Source organism: Pseudomonas sp. FJ2-5-13 (genome assembly GCF_029201605.1).
Taxonomy (GTDB): Bacteria; Pseudomonadota; Gammaproteobacteria; order Pseudomonadales; family Pseudomonadaceae; genus Aquipseudomonas; species Aquipseudomonas lactis.
Genome location: NZ_CP104045.1, coordinates 4,245,169 through 4,260,919 on the forward strand (window position 1 = coordinate 4,245,169; position 15,751 = coordinate 4,260,919).

Here is a 15,751-nt window from a genome sequence, read left to right on the forward strand (position 1 = left end):
AAGCCCCAGAAACGACAACGGCCCGCCCTGTTTCCAGAGCGGGCCGCTTGACTGAACGCCGTTTACATCTTGTTGAACAGGCTCAACTGCGAGATTTTCACGAAGGCCAGTTGGGAAGCCTGCAACATGGTTTGCTGCAAGCTCAGGTTGACGGCGGCTTCGGCGAAGTCGACATTGCCCAGGGCATTCATGGTGGTGGTATTGGCCAGGTCCAGGCTGACGTTTTCCTTGGACTGAATGTCCAGGCCATTGAGACGCGCGCCCAGGGAGCCACGCGCCTGGTCGATCTGCCCGTAGGCATTGGTCAAGTTGCCAATCGACTTGGCCACCACATCCTTGAGTTCCTTCTGCGCCGCCGGGTTGCCGTCTGATGGCGTCTCCAGAATTTTGCGCAGATGGCTCAGGGTATCGAGGACGTTCTCGTTCTTGTTGCTGGTGGCACTGATCGCAAACTGGTCGCCGGCGGCCGGCGCCGGTGCGGTGGTGACATCAAAGGTCACCCCTGCCGCCGTGATGGTGGTTGCGCCGGCCGCCAGGGTGCCACTGGCGATGGATTTACTGTCTGCGGTATACGGCTGCGCATACAGGTCATAGGCGCCAGCGGCACCGAACTTCACGATCACGCCCGAATTGGGAAAGGTGCTGGCGTAAGCCGCCGGATCGCTCACCGTACCGCCGCTCAGTTGCGCGGTGGACGGGTTGCTCGGGGTGCGCGAAACGCTGAAGGTGTCTGGTTTGACCGACAGGCTGAACTCGCGGTCCTTGACGATGGCGTCCGACGGCGCGCCAGGCAGTATGTCTTTGCCCAGTGCGTCTTTGCCCAGGTTCAAGCCGATGTCGAACTTGACCCCGCGCAGGCTGATAGTCGAACCGCCTTCCTTGGTGGCATCGAAAGTGCCGTTGCCCGGAATCTCCGAGGTGATGTCCTTGCCGGCATTGTCCGTGACGACGTATTGGGTGCTGCTGGTGAAGGTCAGCTTATACGGCTGACCATCGGAAAAACTGCTGTTATAGCTGCTGTTGGCCGCGATCAGCCCGGCAGAGACGGTGACCTTGCCATCGTCGACCGCTGGCGGCACGAGGATTGGCGCGGTTTGCGTACGGCCCGTATTCGCCGAGCTTTCAAGCATGCTCTTGGCGGTATTGCCCATGGCAACCGACAGGTTCTCTGCGATCTTCAAGCTCAGCGGCGTGTCATCGCCCTGGTAGCTGTAGGTGCCGTCATTGTTGCGGGCGTAGGGCGGCGTGTCGGTCTTGCTGCCGGAGAACAAGTAATTGCCGCTGGCGTCCTTGGTATTGAGCAGGCCCAAAACCTGGTCTTCAATGGCGCCAATCTCGGCGGCCGTCGACTTGCGGTCAGCGTCGCTGATGCCGACGTTACCCGCCTTGAGCGCCAACTCACTGGCTCGTTGAATCGCGATATTGATATTTTCCAGCACGCCGTCCTGGGTGGTCAGCGAGTTTTTCAGGGTGTCGATGTTGCCATTGAACTGCGCCAGCATGTCTTTCTGCTGCTGCAGCATCAACAACCGCGCCGCCGCCACCGGATCATCCGCGGCGGTTTGCACGCGCACGCCGGAGCTGGCCTGGTCCTGGGCCTTGACCACGCTGGAATAGTTGCTCTGGTACTTGGCAGAGCTGGTCTCAAAATACTGCTGTGTAGAAATACGCATCGTCCCAGCCTCCCTTAAAGAGCATTCATCAGTGTGGTGAAGGTTTCCTGCGCAGCCTTGATGATCTGCGACGACGCGGTGTAGTACTGCTGGAACTTGATCATGTCGCCCGCTTCATCATCCAGGTTGACCCCGGATACCGAGTTGCGTGCTTCCTTGTTGGCGCTGAGCAACGCGCCGGTGGCGGCGGTGTCGACCCCGGCCTGGCTGGCCTTGGCACCTACGGTCGAGACCAGCTTGCTGTTGGCGCCCACCAGGCTGGTGCCCGCGTTGCCATCGCCCATGCCGACGGTGGCCTTGGTTTGCAGGTTCAGCAGTTCCTGGGCGTTGCGGCCGTCGGACTTGCCGCCACTGTTGAAGGCAAAGGTGGTGCTGTCGCCGTCTGCCGGCGAGCCGTTGACGGTGGTGTCGAACTTGAAGCTCTTGCCGGGAATGGCGGCACCGCTGGCGTCGCGCATCGGCACGTCCACGGTGATCTTGTTGCCCTGCCCCGGAATGATCGAGCCAGTGCCAATCGGATTGCCCTTGGAATCGTTGATGGTATAGGACTGCGTACCGTCGGCGGCGGGCTTGCCGAACACCATCTTCACCGGCATCGAGTTTTCAATACCGGCGCGCAGCTGCGCGGTGTCGGTGCCGCCATGGATATCCAGAGGCACCGTCAAGGCCGGCTGGGTGAAGGTACCCGTGCCGCTGTTGGTCGTGCTGCTGGTACCTGCCAACGCGCCGGCGAACGCCAGTTTGTTCGCATCGGTGAGCGCCACACCAATACCGCTGGCGCCCGTGGCGGTGGGGCTGACCTTGAAGCTGTCGCCAAACGCCATGGTGCCCTTGCCGTCCAGCGCCAGGGTGAAACCATCCAGGGTCGGCGGCGGTGTAGCGCTCATGTCAAAGGTGCCCATGGCCTTGCCGTCCGAACGCAACACCGTGATCTTGTTAGGATCGGTCTTGTCGTTGAAGGTCACGGTGTAGTCAAACGTGGACAACTGACTGCTGTCCTTGATCGTCACGTTCAGGTTGCCCGCGCCGGCGCTGTTGCCCCAGGCACCCTGGCTGCGCGAGGCAATGGCGGCGGCGCTGTTGATGTCTTTGAACAGCGAAACACCAAAGTCACCGTTGAGGTCCAGGCCCTGGCCCAGTTGGTTGTTGAGCGTGTCTGCCGTGGCGATGGCGATACGGCCCAGTTCATTGATGGCCGGCATCAAGGCATCGCTGCGATAGCGCAACAGGCCGCCGATGCTGCCGCCGCTGATCACCGAGCCCAGGTCCAGGGTGGTGCCGTTCATGTCCAGCTGGATGGTGTACTGGCTGTTATCGGTTTTGCTTGGCGCGGCGGAAATCTTGTTGGAGATCCCGCCCTCCACCAGGGACTGGCCGCTGCCGGTGGTCACACTGAACTGGCCGTTTTTCTCGGTGGCCGTGACACCAATCAACTCATTGAGCGAGCGTACTGCCTCGTTACGCGAGTCCAGCAGGTTGGCCGGGGCGCTGTTGGAGCTGCCTTGGGCCTGGGAGATCTGCTGGTTGAGGGAGGCAATCGAGGCGGTCAATTGGTTGACCTGGTCACTCATGCTGCTCAGTTGGTTGTTGATCGTCTCTTTCTGCTGAGTCAACTGCGTGGAGATCGCGTTGAAACGGCTGCTCAGGGTCTGGGCGTTGGTCACCAGCAGTTGGCGGGCCGACAGGTCGCTGGGGTTGGACGCGGCGGTTTGCAGGGTGGCGAAGAACGAACTGAGCACCGAGGACAGACCGGTGGTTTTGTCCGACAGCACTTTGTCGACGGCACCGACCTGGTCCAGGTATGCCTTGGCATCGTTATTGAGCGCCGTGCTGTTCTGGTAAGCGGTGTCCAGGTACTCGTTGTACACCCGGCGCACATCGGCCAGGGTGGTGCCGCTGCCGATGTACACGCCGCCGAACGGGTTCGACGCGTTGGTATTTTGCGTGGTCTGCTGACGCGAGTACCCCGGGGTATTCACGTTGGCGATGTTATTACTCAAGACCGACAACGATCCTTGAGCGGCATTGAGCCCTGACATCCCGATACTGAGCAAACTCATGGTTCAGACCTTATAAATGTGTGGTTGCGCCAGCGGCAGCGTAGTTCTGGTAACTGTTCATGTTTTTTGCGATCTGCGAAATCTTGCTGGCGTAATCCGGGTCGGTTGCATAACCGGCTTTTTGCAACTCGCGTACAAACTGTTCCGGGTTGTCGGCTGATTTCACAACTTCTTTATAGCGATCATGGCTTTGCAGCAGGGTCACGAGGTCGTGGAAGCTGTCCTGGTAGGAGCTGTAGGAACGGAACTGCGCCGTTTCCTTGACCATCGCACCATCGCGAAACTCGCTGGTGATCGCCCGGGCCTGACCGCCCTGCCAGCTCTGGCCGGCCTTGATGCCGAACAGGTTGTGGCTGCTGCTGCCGTCCTCGGCGCGCATCACCGATTTGCCCCAGCCGGTTTCCAGTGCGGCCTGGGCCACCAGGTACTTGGGGTCGATACCGATACGTGCGGCGGCGGCCTTGGCCATCGGCAGCATGGTGGCGACAAACTCATCCTGGGAGCTGAAGGCTTTCTTCGCTGGTGCCAGCGGTGGCTGGGCAATGGCGCGGCCATACACTTGCATGCGCCCGCTCGGCACGGCAAAGCTACGCGCACTGCTGTTGATGACCGTGTCGTCGGCAGCGCTGTTACGCAGGGGCGCGGCTTTGGCTTCAACCGGAGCGTTCGGCACGATGCCCGCCAGCAGGCGGTCGGCCAACTTGCTGGGCAAGGCGATACGGCGCTGGTTCATCAGCTCCATGTCGTTGGCATGGGTACTGGCCCCCTCAGGCACAGCCACGCGATATGCCCACAAAGGCCGCTGGCCATTGGAGCGGCCCAACGGGCCTTCAGCCTGGGTACCGGCGGCAATCTCGGTCGGCACATCGACTTTCTTCACCGGCGCATCCGCCGCCGGGCCTTGCAAGGTGGCGGCCTGGGCCTCCACCGGTTTGTTCTTCTGCATCTGGCGCATCAGCACATCGGCCAGGCCGATACCGCCGCCTTCGCGGGACATCGACACCGCCAGTTGCTGGTCGTACATTTCCTGGTACTGCTTGGCGGCCGGGGTGTTCAGCGGGTTGTCCTTGCCCAGGGCCTCGGTGGCCGAACGCATGGACTTGAGCATCTCGTTCAAAAACAGCGACTCGAATTCCTGCGCCACTTTGCGCAGGTTGCCTTCGCTGTTTTTGTCGTCACCCACCTTGAGCTGGTTAAGCCGGTTCAGGTCGGAGTAAGACCCCGAGTCCGCCGTGCTGCTGATGCCGCTCTTGCGCATATCCATGGCCATGGCCTCAGATCACGATCAGGTCGGCTTGCAACGCGCCGGCCTGCTTCAAAGCTTCGAGGATCGCCATCAAGTCGCCGGGCGCGGCGCCCACCTGGTTCACCGCACGGACAATCTCGTCCAGGGTGGTGCCGGGGCCGAACTTGAACATCGGTTTGGCTTCTTGCTGGGCATTGACGCGCGAACGCGGGACCACGGCAGTCTGGCCACCGGACAACGGCCCCGGCTGGCTGACGATCGGGTCTTCGGTGATGGTCACCGTCAGGCTGCCGTGGGTCACCGCCGCCGGCGAGACCTTGACGTTCTGGCCGATCACGATGGTGCCGGTGCGCGAGTTGATGATGACTTTGGCCACGGCCTGGCCGGGGTCCACTTCAAGGTTTTCCAGGATCGACAGGTAGTCAACCCGCTGGCTTGGGTCCAGCGGAGCAGTGACACGAATCGAGCCGCCATCGATGGCCTGGGCCACGCCAGGGCCGAGCATGTCATTGATCTTGTCGACCACGCGCTTGGCGGTGGTGAAGTCGGAGCGGTTGAGGTTCAGGGTCAGGCTGTTGCCCTGATTGAAACCACTCGGCACGGTGCGTTCAACCGTGGCGCCACCGGGGATACGCCCGGCCGACGGCACGTTGACGGTGATCTTCGAGCCGTCGCGGCCTTCGGCGTCAAAACCGCCGACCACCAGGTTGCCTTGGGCGATGGCGTAGACGTTGCCGTCGATACCTTTGAGCGGCGTCATCAGCAAGGTGCCGCCGCGCAGGCTCTTGGAGTTACCCATGGACGACACGGTGATGTCCACCACCTGCCCCGGCTTGGCGAACGCGGGCAGATCGGCGCTGATCGACACTGCTGCGACGTTCTTCAACTGCACGTTGCCCGAGCCTGGCGGCACCTTGATGCCGAACTGCGAGAGCATGTTGTTGAAGGTTTGCAGGGTGAACGGCGTCTGGGTGGTCTGGTCACCCGTGCCGTTGAGCCCCACCACCAGGCCATAGCCGATCAACTGGTTGGAGCGCACGCCGGAAATACTGGCGATGTCCTTCAGGCGCTCGGCCTGGGCCACAGCACTCAAGGCCAGCAAAAGCGCCATCGCCATCAGCTGTTTGAACTTCAAAATGGCCACCTAGAAAGGGAACAGCGGGCTGAGGAAGAAGCGGTCGAACCAGCCCGGCTGGCTCGCATCGGCAAACGAACCGGTGCCCGAGTAGGTAATGCGTGCATCGGCAATGCGCGTCGACGGCACGGTGTTGTCGGTGGAGATGTCATCGGCGCGGACCATGCCGGCGATGCGCACCAGCTCGTCGCCGGTGTTGAGGGTCATCCACTTTTCACCGCGCACGGCAATGATGCCGTTGGGCAATACGTCGGCGACGGTCACGGTGATCGAACCGGTCAGGCTGTTGCCCTGCCCTGCTGCGCTCTTGCCGTTGGTGGCACGGTCGCCGCTGTAGCCGGCGTCCAGGCTCAGGTCACCGCTGCCCAGCGGGTTATTGGTGTTCAGGCCACCGCCGAACAGCGAGGTCAGGCCGATGCTGGTCTTGCTGTTCTTGCCGATCTGCGAGTTGGCGTTCTTGCTGGCCTGGGTCTTCTCGTTCAGGGTGATGGTGATGATGTCACCGACCCGGAACGCCTTGCGGTCGCTGTACAGGTTCTGCTCGAACCCGGCCTGGTAGATCGAGCCATTGTTGGCCGCCGCCGGCAGCGGCGTGCGTGGCAACACCGGCGCATAGTACGGGTCATTGGGCTTTGGCGAGGGCGCGACACAGCCCGCAAGCACGGCGATCCCACTCAATGCCAACACACAAACATAGCGATTCATGACCCTAACCTCACGGTGTTGCAGGCACCCTCAAGGGCGCCCCATAGACTGATTACAGATTCTGCGTAACGAACGAAAGCATCTGGTCGGCGGTGGAAATCACCTTGGAGTTCATCTCGTAGGCGCGCTGGGTGGTGATCATGTTGACCATCTCCTCAACGGTGCTGACGTTGGAGGTTTCCAGGGTGCTTTGCAGCGTGGTGCCGAAGCCGTTCAAGCCAGGGGTGCCGATTTGCGGCGCGCCACTGGAGGCGGTTTCCAGGAACAGGTTGTTGCCCATCGCCTGCAGGCCGGCCGGGTTGATGAAGTCGGCGGTTTGCAGGTTGCCGATCACTTGGGAGGCCGGGTTGCCAGCCACGGTGATGGACACGGTGCCGTCGTTGCCGACGGTGAAGGTCTTGGCGTCGGGCGGCACCACGACAGCAGGCTCCAGGGCGAAACCGTTGGCGGTCACGATCTGGCCGTTGGAGTCCAGGTGGAAAGTGCCGTCACGGGTGTAAGAGGTGGTGCCATCCGGCTGCAGCACCTGGAAAAAGCCGCGGCCATTGATCGCCATGTCCAGGGGCTGGCCGGTTTGCTGCAGGTTACCGGCGCTGAAGTTTTTCTGGGTGCCGACGATCTGCACACCGGTACCCAGTTGCAGGCCCGACGGCAGCTCGCTGTCCTGGGTCGATTGGGCGCCCGGTTGCTTCTTGATCTGGTAGAGCAAGTCCTGGAACTCGGCGCGGTCACGTTTGAAGCCCGTGGTCGACACGTTTGCCAGGTTGTTGGAAATGGTCGTCAGGTTGGTGTCCTGGGCGGACAGGCCTGTCTTGGCAACCCATAGAGCCGGAAGCATGCTGTTCTCCTTCGTGCGCCGGATGGTTGGCGCTGCGTTGCAAATTAGTGAGTGGGCTTGAATCAGCTCATCTGCATGACGCGCGTCATGGCCTGGTCGTCTTCTTTAGCGCTGTTCATCATCTTGATGTGCAACTCGAACTGCTTGGCCAGCGCCAGCACCGCGGTCATTTCTTCCACGGCATTGACGTTACTCGCCTGCAAGAAACCCGAGGTCAGCCGCACGTTCGCGTCGGCCTGGGCCGGCTGGCCATCCTTGGTGTGGATGGTGCCGTCCAGGCCTTTGGTCATGTTCTTGAGGTCTGGCTGGACCATCTTGATACGGTCCACTTCCGCCATCACCCGCGGGCCTTCACCCATGGCACGGATGCTGATGGTGCCGTCCGAACCCACTTCGATTTTCTGCTGGGGCGGCACGGCAATCGGGCCACCGTTGCCCATGATCGGCATACCGTTGCCAGCCCGCAGCACGCCCAGGGCATCCACGTTCATGCTGGCGCTGCGCACGTAGGCTTCGCCGCCATCGGGGGTTTGCACGGCCATCCAGCCGTCGCCGCTGACGGCCACATCGAGGTCGCGGCCGGTTTCGATCATCGCGCCAGGAGAAAAATCAGTGGCCGGCCGCTCGGTCATGGCAAACGCCCGCGCCGGAAAGCTGTCACCGAACACCGGCATCGAACGCGCCTGCTCCAGGTCGCGCTGGAAACCGTTGGTGGAAATGTTCGCCAGATTGTTGGCATGGGCCTTCTGCGCCAGTGCATTCTGGCTGGCGCCGGTCATTGCCACATAAAGGTACTTGTCCACGCTCTATCCTCTTTCTGACGGACGCTTGCCGCCCACCGCTGTACTGAGGAGGCTTAAGCAATTTGCGAACCAACTTTTAAAAAGAGGCCAAAGTCCAGGCGCGGCGGGGGTTTCGTGGAGGTAGCTGAAATAGGCAGGGCAGAAACAGTCGAAAAAACGGCGGACTACTGCCGCCTGCGGCAAACACCGGCCTGGAAAACGACAAAGATCAAATGTGGGAGCGGGCTTGCTCGCGAATGCGGTGGCTCAGTCACTGATATGTTGAATGACCTACCGTATTCGCGAGCAAGCCCGCTCCCACAGAGGATTGATGCCGGGCGCTGATTCCGTGGCCAATACCCAACTAATGTGGGAGCGGGCTTGCCTGCGATAGCGGTGGAACAGACACTGATATGCCAACTGACAGTGGGCTGTAGCAGCAGACGGTACCCACGATGCGAAGCGAGTAGCTCTTGATCTGCTTTTGATCTTGATCTCAGGCGCCCCGTTAAACCACGCTGGCCGGAATTCGACAGGGATTTGGGGGGTAAACCGGCAGGGATGCCGGTTTAGCCGCCCCGCGCCATGGATGGCGCGTGGCGGCGGCCCCCCAAATCACTGGCGGATTACGGGCACACCGAGCCTAGGCGAGGTGCCGAGTGGTGGGGCAAGAGCGTTTTGCTTACTTTTGCGCTGTTCAAAAGTGAGCCGCCGTCAGGGCGGAACCCTAAGTGGCCGTTACCTAAATATCGAATATGTACCCGGTCCAGCTGTGTTGACTGTTAGGCCGTCTTCGCAGGCAAGCCAGCTCCCACATTTGGATCGCGGTGCGTCAGTTAGATCAGCGCCGGCCGTCACAGGAGCAAGCTACCACCGTTTTAACTGCGATCAGCCTTGAGCACTTCGTAATCACGCAGCTTGTTGGCAATGGTGGTGTGCGACACCCCCAGGCGCTTGCCCAACTGGCGACTGCTCGGATGTTCGGCATACAGGCTTTCCAACACCGCCTTCTCAAAGCGCCCGACGATATCCTCCAGGCTGCCCTCCAGGGAAAAATCACCCAGCGGCTGGCGCACGCCATAATCCGGCAAGCGAATATGCTCAACCTTGACCGTACCGCCCTCACACAACGACACCGCCTGGAACAGCACGTTTTCCAGTTGCCGCACATTGCCCGGCCAGTGGTAGTGGCTGAGCTTGTCCATCGCGGCGGGGGCCAACTTGGGCAGTGGGCAACCGATCTGCCGGCTGGCCTGGTCGAGAAAGTGCTCGACCAACGGCGCAAGGCCATCCAGGCATTCGCGCAATGGCGGGATATGCAACGACAGCACATTCAGCCGATGATAAAGGTCCTGGCGAAACTCACCCCGGGCGCAGAGCTCCGACAAATCCACCTGGGTCGCACAGATCACCCGCACATCCAGGTACACCTCTTCATCACTGCCTACCCGGCGAAAACACCCGTCCTGCAGAAAGCGCAGCAGCTTGACCTGCAAGCGCGCGCTCATTTCCCCCACGCCATCCAGAAACAAGGTACCGCCCGCCGTCAGCTCAAGCAGGCCCAACTTGCCTTCGGCCCGCGCCCCTTCAAATGCGCCGGGGCCGTAGCCAAACAGTTCGGTCTCGGCCATCGACTCGGGCAACCCCGCACAGTTGAGCGCCATCAACGGCGATTGCCCGCGGGGGCTGGCCAAGTGGCAGGCCCGGGCCAACAGCTCCTTGCCGGTGCCGGTTTCGCCTTCTATTAATAGCGGTGCATCCAGCGGCGCCATGCGCCGCGCTTCACGCACCACCGCGGCCATGACCTTGGAGCTCTGGAAGATGCTGTCGAAACCGCGCAGCTCTTGCTTGCGCACGTTATAGATACGCTCACCGACACGGTCGGCGCGGTGCAGGGTGAGCACGGCGCCGGCCATGGCTTCGCTGTCATCGTGCTCGGAAGATTGCAGGGGCGCGATGTCCGCCAGAAATACGTCGCCCTTGACCTTGACCCGCAGGCCATTGATTCGCGATTTGCTGGCGCGCACCAGTTCCGGCAGGTCAAAGTCCTCGGCATACCGCGACAGGGGTATCCCCGGCACTTCATCCACCCGTACGCCCAGCAACTGCGCCGCCGCACGGTTGGCGGCCACGATGGAGCCGCCCATATCAATGGACAGCACCGGAAATTCCAGGGCGCCGAGCAATGCATTGAGTTCCATATGCCGACGCTCGCTAGGCATCAGCCCTACCCGCTTGACGCCAAACACCCCGGCAATCGCCTCGAACTGCGGGCGCAACGCCTGAAATTGCATATTCACCAGGTTAGGGCAAAACAGGTAGATGGCGTTGCCATGCTCACCGCCGACTTCGCCCTTGGCGACGTTGACGCCGTACTCCACCAGCAGGTTGAGGATGTCCCGCAGGATGCCGATGCGGTTCTGGCAGTGCACTTTGATACGCATGGAAAAACTCGAAAAGGGAGTAGGCGCCGCGTCTTTTTGTCGCTGGGCGCAGATAGTCGTCAAGATTATGTGACAGTACGGCAGCTATTCCCAGCCTATAGCTGCGACAAGCGGGCCTATCGTAACGAATACTTTACGATTACCGGTAATTTTTCCTACATACGTCCGCTAAAGGCGGATGGAATCCTGCGCCTATCCGGTTATCAATAGAGGCATCCCAGGACATAACAAGAACGAATGCCTAGCAGGAGAGCCGTATGAAGCAGACGCACTACGTGGCCCGCGAGCCCGATGCGCAAGGTTTTATCCACTACCCGCCCGAAGAACATGCGGTGTGGAACACCCTGATCACTCGCCAATTGAAAGTGATCGAGGGCCGCGCCTGCCAGGAATACTTGGACGGCATCGACAAGCTCGGCCTGCCCCTGGACCGCATTCCCCAACTGGACGAGATCAACAAGGTGCTGGCCGACACCACCGGCTGGCAAGTCGCCCGCGTGCCGGCGCTGATCCCCTTCCAGACCTTTTTTGAATTACTGGCCAGCAAGCAGTTCCCGGTGGCGACTTTTATTCGCACCCGTGAAGAACTGGACTACCTGCAAGAGCCGGATATTTTCCACGAGATCTTTGGCCACTGCCCGCTGCTGACCAACCCCTGGTTCGCTGAATTTACCCACACTTACGGCAAGCTCGGCCTGGCGGCCACCAAGGAGCAACGGGTGTACCTGGCGCGCCTGTACTGGATGACTATCGAGTTCGGCCTGGTGGACACGCCCCAGGGCCGGCGTATCTACGGTGGCGGCATTCTGTCGTCGCCTAAAGAAAGTGTGTATTGCCTGTCGGACGAGCCCGAGCACCAGGCCTTCGACCCGCTGGAAGCGATGCGCACCCCCTATCGCATCGACATCCTGCAACCGCTGTACTTCGTCTTGCCCGAACTCAAGCGCCTGTTCGACGTGGCGCAGGAAGACATCATGGGCATGGTCGAGCGCGGTATGCAGCTGGGTCTGCACGCACCGAAATTCCCACCCAAGCCCAAAGCCGCGTGAACCTCACGTTTTAAGGCCAGGTGAGTCTGTTCCCTGGCCCCGCGTTGCTTTAGGGTAACGCCACTGACCTTCAATCATTCGAATTCAGGACACCTTCCATGACCACCTTGAACCAAGCCCACTGCGAAGCCTGCCGCGCCGATGCCCCGCAAGTCAGCGATGAAGAACTGCCGGTACTGATCAAGCAGATCCCTGACTGGAACATCGAAGTGCGCGACGGCGTGATGCAGTTGGAAAAGGTTTTCCTGTTCAAGAACTTCAAATTCGCCCTGGCCTTCACCAACGCCATGGGTGAAATCTCCGAAGCCGAAGGCCATCACCCAGGCCTGCTCACCGAGTGGGGCAAAGTCACCGTGACCTGGTGGAGCCACTCCATCAAGGGCCTGCACCGTAACGACTTCATCATGGCCGCGCGCACCGACGAAGTGGCCAAGACCGCCGAGGGCCGCAAGTAATGCATTTCGATGCCATTGGTCGCGTGCCCGGCGACCCGATCCTCGGGCTGATGGACCTGTATGCCCAGGATGCCAACCCGAACAAGTTCGACCTGGGCGTAGGTGTCTATAAGGACGACCAAGGCCTGACGCCGATTCCTCACTCGGTGAAGCTGGCGGAACAGCGCCTGGTCGACACCCAAGTGACCAAGACCTATATCGGTGGCCATGGCGATGCAGCCTTCGGCAGCCTGATCAGCGAACTGGTGCTCGGCGCCGACTCGGCCTTGCTGCGTGACCGCCGCGCTGGCGCCACGCAAACCCCCGGCGGCACCGGCGCCCTGCGCCTGAGTGCCGACTTTATCGCCCACAGCCTGCCGGGCCGTGGCGTGTGGCTGAGCAACCCGACCTGGCCGATACACGAAACCATTTTTGCCAAGGCCGGGCTCAAGGTCAGTCATTACCCTTACGTGGGCAGCGACAACCGCCTGGACCTGACGGCGATGCTGGCGACCCTGTCCAGCGTGCCCAAGGGCGACGTGGTATTACTGCACGCGTGCTGCCATAACCCGACCGGCTTTGACCTGTCCCAGGATGACTGGCGCCAGGTCTTGCAGATCGTGCGTGAACGCCAGTTGCTGCCGCTGATCGACTTCGCCTACCAGGGCTTTGGCGATGGCCTGGAGCAGGACGCCTGGGCGGTGCGCCTGTTTGCCGCCGAGCTGCCGGAAGTGCTGATTACCAGTTCGTGCTCGAAGAACTTCGGCCTGTACCGCGACCGCGTAGGTGCATTGATTGTGTGTGCGGCGGATGCTGAAAAGCTCACCGATGTACGTAGCCAACTGGCGAATATCGCGCGCAACCTGTGGTCGACGCCGCCGGATCACGGCGCCGCCGTGGTGGCGACCATCCTCGGTGATGCGCAGCTGAAAAAGCAGTGGAGCGAGGAAGTCGAGGCCATGCGTTCGCGGATCGCCCAGTTGCGTTCCGGGTTGGTGGAAGCGCTTGCGCCCCATGGGCTGGCCGAGCGCTTTGCGCATATCGGCGCGCAGCGGGGGATGTTTTCCTATACCGGCTTGAGTGCCGAGCAGGTCAAGCAACTGCGCGAGAAGCACAGTGTGTATATGGTCAGTTCGGGGCGGGCTAACGTGGCCGGGGTTGATGCGACGCGCTTGACGTTGCTGGCTCAAGCCATTGCTGACGTCTCTAACTGAAGAAACGGGATTAGGTGTGGGAGCGGGCTTGCTCGCGAAGGCGGCCTAGCAGTCAACACAGTTGGACCGGGTACATATCCGTTATTTAGGTAACGGCCACCTAGGGTTCCGCCCTGACGGCGGCTCACTTTTGAACAGCGCAAAAGTAAGCAAAACGCTCTTGCCCCACCACTCGGCACCTCGCCTAGGCTCGGTGTGCCCGTAATCCGCCAGTGATTTGGGGGCCGCCGCCACGCGCCATCCATGGCGCGGGGCGGCTAAACCGGCATCCCTGCCGGTTTACCCCCCAAATCCCTGTCGAATTCCGGCCAGCGTGGTTTAACGGGGCGCCTGAGATCAAAAGCAGATCAAAAGCAGATCAAGAGCGGCTCGCTTCGCATCGTGGTTACCGTCTGCTGCTGCAGCCTACAAAGTTGTGTAGACCTAAAGCAATCGCAGGCAAGCCAGCTTCCACCTTCAGCCAGCAACCATTTCAGCCTTGAGCAGTGCCTCTTTAGCCTGCGCATCCGCCAACCGATACAACTCGATATGCCCATCCCAGTGCTCGATCAAGGCCGTGCACGACTCCACCCAATCCCCGCAGTTGAGGTAATCCACCTCGCCCACCTTGCGAATCTCGGCATGGTGAATATGCCCGCACACCACCCCGTGCAATTCACGCTTGGTCACTTCGTGGGCAATCGCCTCTTCGAAATCGCTGATAAAACTCACCGCTGTCTTGACCTTGTGCTTCAGGTAAGCCGACAGCGACCAGTAACCGTAGCCGTACCGCGCACGCCAGTGGTTCAGCCAGCGGTTCAGCGTCAGGGTGAATTCGTAGGCCGAATCGCCAAGGAAGGCGAGCCAGCGGTGATAGCGCGTGATTACATCAAACTGGTCGCCATGAATCACCAGCAAGTGGCGACCATCGGCGGTGACGTGCACGGCTTCATCGACCAACTGGATATTGCCCAGGATCAGCTTGGAATAGCGACGCAGGAACTCGTCATGATTGCCGGTGACATAGATGACCTCGGTGCCACGCTTGGCCATGGTCAGCAGGCGGCGGATCACGTTGGTATGGGCTTGAGGCCAATACATGCCGCCGCGCATTTTCCAACCGTCGATGATGTCACCGACCAGGTAGACCTTGTCGGCGTGGTAGCCCTTGAGAAAGTGCGACAGGTGTTCGGCCTGGCAATCCCGGGTGCCCAGGTGCACGTCGGAAATCCACAGGGTTCGCACCCGTTGCTTGCGGCTGGGCTTGGTGAACTCGGCACGGGTCATGGGCATCCCTCGACGCTGTTTTGGCGAGCTTGCACCCTCGCGATTAATAGCCCATGACAAGCGTGCGTCAGTCTGATGACAGCCCCCGCTGCCCGCCAAGCGTTGTAGACTGACAGCTTGCCGCCCTGGAGACCGCGATGAGCCCGACCCTCACGCTACGCCACTACCTCGAAGCGCCCATTGCCCACAGCCATGACCATGCGCAGTTGGTGTTCGGCCTGTCCGGGCACCTGGACCTGGAAGTCGATGGCCGTGGCAGCCAGGTGCGCGAAAGCAGCGTGATGGTGCTGCCCTTCTCCACCCATCATGCCTGCATCAGCCGCGATGGCAGCCGCTGCCTGGTGCTGGATGTACCGACTGAAAACTGGATGGTGCAATCCTTGGGCGAACATGCCGATGCCAGCCGCCGCTTGCTCGACCAACCCGCGCGCCTGGCGCTGGATGCCCGGCAACACCAACTGGTGCAGTGGCTGGCACAAAGCCCGGTGCACGACCCGCTGATCGTCCAGCAAGGGGCTGTGCTGTTACTGGCCAGCCTCAACCATCCTCAGGCCCAAACACTGCCGGGCCGGCGCCTGCCTTACGCGGCGTTCAATGCCCATATCGAGCGCCATGCGGCGCGCCCTCTCCAGGTGGCCGACCTGGCACGGATCGCCGATTTGTCCGTGCCGCGCCTGCATGCACGGTTTATGGCGGAATGCGGGCAGACGCCGATGGACTATCTACGCAGTCGCCGCCTGCACATGGCGCTCAGGCTGTTACGCGAAACCTCCCTGCCCATCGGCGAGATTGCCGAGCGCGTCGGCTACGCCTCACAAAGCGCATTTTGCGCGGCCATGCTACGGGCCTTTGGCGCCTCGCCCGGGGCGTTGCGTCGGGCGGGCTAGCAAGAGTCTTGCGCTAAA

General features: G+C 61.3%; 13 protein-coding genes. 4 read left to right on the forward strand and 9 right to left on the reverse strand.

The features are described 5' to 3' along the window. Positions 1 to 62: 62 nt before the first annotated feature. From N2A98_RS18680 to N2A98_RS18715, 8 genes are all read right to left on the reverse strand, one after another. Positions 63 to 1,673 carry a flagellar hook-associated protein 3 gene (locus N2A98_RS18680; RefSeq protein WP_153475575.1) on the reverse strand — a complete coding sequence of 537 codons (1,611 nt, stop codon included), beginning with the start codon at positions 1,671 to 1,673 and terminating at the stop codon, positions 63 to 65. Between the two features lie 14 nt (positions 1,674 to 1,687). Continuing rightward, positions 1,688 to 3,733, reverse strand: coding sequence for a flagellar hook-associated protein FlgK (flgK, locus tag N2A98_RS18685; RefSeq protein WP_275622486.1), 2,046 nt, complete (start codon positions 3,731 to 3,733; stop codon positions 1,688 to 1,690). A 10-nt stretch (positions 3,734 to 3,743) separates the two neighbouring features. Continuing rightward, entirely contained in the window at positions 3,744 to 5,003 is a 1,260-nt protein-coding gene (flgJ, locus tag N2A98_RS18690) for a flagellar assembly peptidoglycan hydrolase FlgJ (protein ID WP_038451059.1), read from the reverse strand. A gap of 4 nt (positions 5,004 to 5,007) precedes the next feature. Beyond that, the gene (locus N2A98_RS18695; protein ID WP_161794338.1) at positions 5,008 to 6,117 is read right to left on the reverse strand and encodes a flagellar basal body P-ring protein FlgI; all 1,110 of its coding nucleotides are present in this window, start codon (positions 6,115 to 6,117) and stop codon (positions 5,008 to 5,010) included. Positions 6,118 to 6,123: 6 nt separating this feature from the next. Beyond that, entirely contained in the window at positions 6,124 to 6,819 is a 696-nt protein-coding gene (gene flgH, locus N2A98_RS18700; RefSeq protein ID WP_032895934.1) for a flagellar basal body L-ring protein FlgH, read from the reverse strand. A 52-nt stretch (positions 6,820 to 6,871) separates the two neighbouring features. Further along, on the reverse strand, positions 6,872 to 7,657 hold the full coding sequence (gene flgG, locus N2A98_RS18705; protein WP_003192986.1) for a flagellar basal-body rod protein FlgG: 786 nt from the start codon (positions 7,655 to 7,657) through the stop codon (positions 6,872 to 6,874). 62 nt (positions 7,658 to 7,719) lie between these two features. After that, positions 7,720 to 8,460: a flagellar basal body rod protein FlgF gene (locus N2A98_RS18710; protein WP_003192988.1), complete on the reverse strand. Its 741-nt coding sequence runs from the start codon at positions 8,458 to 8,460 to the stop codon at positions 7,720 to 7,722. Positions 8,461 to 9,317: 857 nt separating this feature from the next. After that, the gene (locus N2A98_RS18715) at positions 9,318 to 10,883 is read right to left on the reverse strand and encodes a sigma-54-dependent phenylalanine hydroxylase transcriptional regulator PhhR (protein ID WP_003192990.1); all 1,566 of its coding nucleotides are present in this window, start codon (positions 10,881 to 10,883) and stop codon (positions 9,318 to 9,320) included. Between the two features lie 257 nt (positions 10,884 to 11,140). Between N2A98_RS18715 and phhA the strand changes: the two genes are divergently transcribed. From phhA to N2A98_RS18730, 3 genes are all read left to right on the forward strand, one after another. After that, positions 11,141 to 11,932 (forward strand): phenylalanine 4-monooxygenase, encoded by a 792-nt coding sequence (phhA, locus tag N2A98_RS18720; RefSeq protein ID WP_275622487.1) that lies wholly within the window; start codon positions 11,141 to 11,143, stop codon positions 11,930 to 11,932. A 98-nt stretch (positions 11,933 to 12,030) separates the two neighbouring features. Then, positions 12,031 to 12,387 (forward strand): 4a-hydroxytetrahydrobiopterin dehydratase, encoded by a 357-nt coding sequence (locus tag N2A98_RS18725; protein ID WP_003192995.1) that lies wholly within the window; start codon positions 12,031 to 12,033, stop codon positions 12,385 to 12,387. Then, on the forward strand, positions 12,387 to 13,580 hold the full coding sequence (locus N2A98_RS18730; RefSeq protein WP_275622488.1) for an amino acid aminotransferase: 1,194 nt from the start codon (positions 12,387 to 12,389) through the stop codon (positions 13,578 to 13,580). The genes N2A98_RS18725 and N2A98_RS18730 overlap by 1 nt, the downstream gene beginning before the upstream one ends. A gap of 456 nt (positions 13,581 to 14,036) precedes the next feature. Here N2A98_RS18730 and N2A98_RS18735 read toward each other — a convergent pair whose 3' ends face one another. Beyond that, positions 14,037 to 14,846, reverse strand: coding sequence for a UDP-2,3-diacylglucosamine diphosphatase (locus N2A98_RS18735; protein ID WP_003192999.1), 810 nt, complete (start codon positions 14,844 to 14,846; stop codon positions 14,037 to 14,039). A gap of 137 nt (positions 14,847 to 14,983) precedes the next feature. Between N2A98_RS18735 and N2A98_RS18740 the strand changes: the two genes are divergently transcribed. Beyond that, positions 14,984 to 15,733: an AraC family transcriptional regulator gene (locus N2A98_RS18740; protein WP_044268471.1), complete on the forward strand. Its 750-nt coding sequence runs from the start codon at positions 14,984 to 14,986 to the stop codon at positions 15,731 to 15,733. Positions 15,734 to 15,751: the final 18 nt, after the last annotated feature.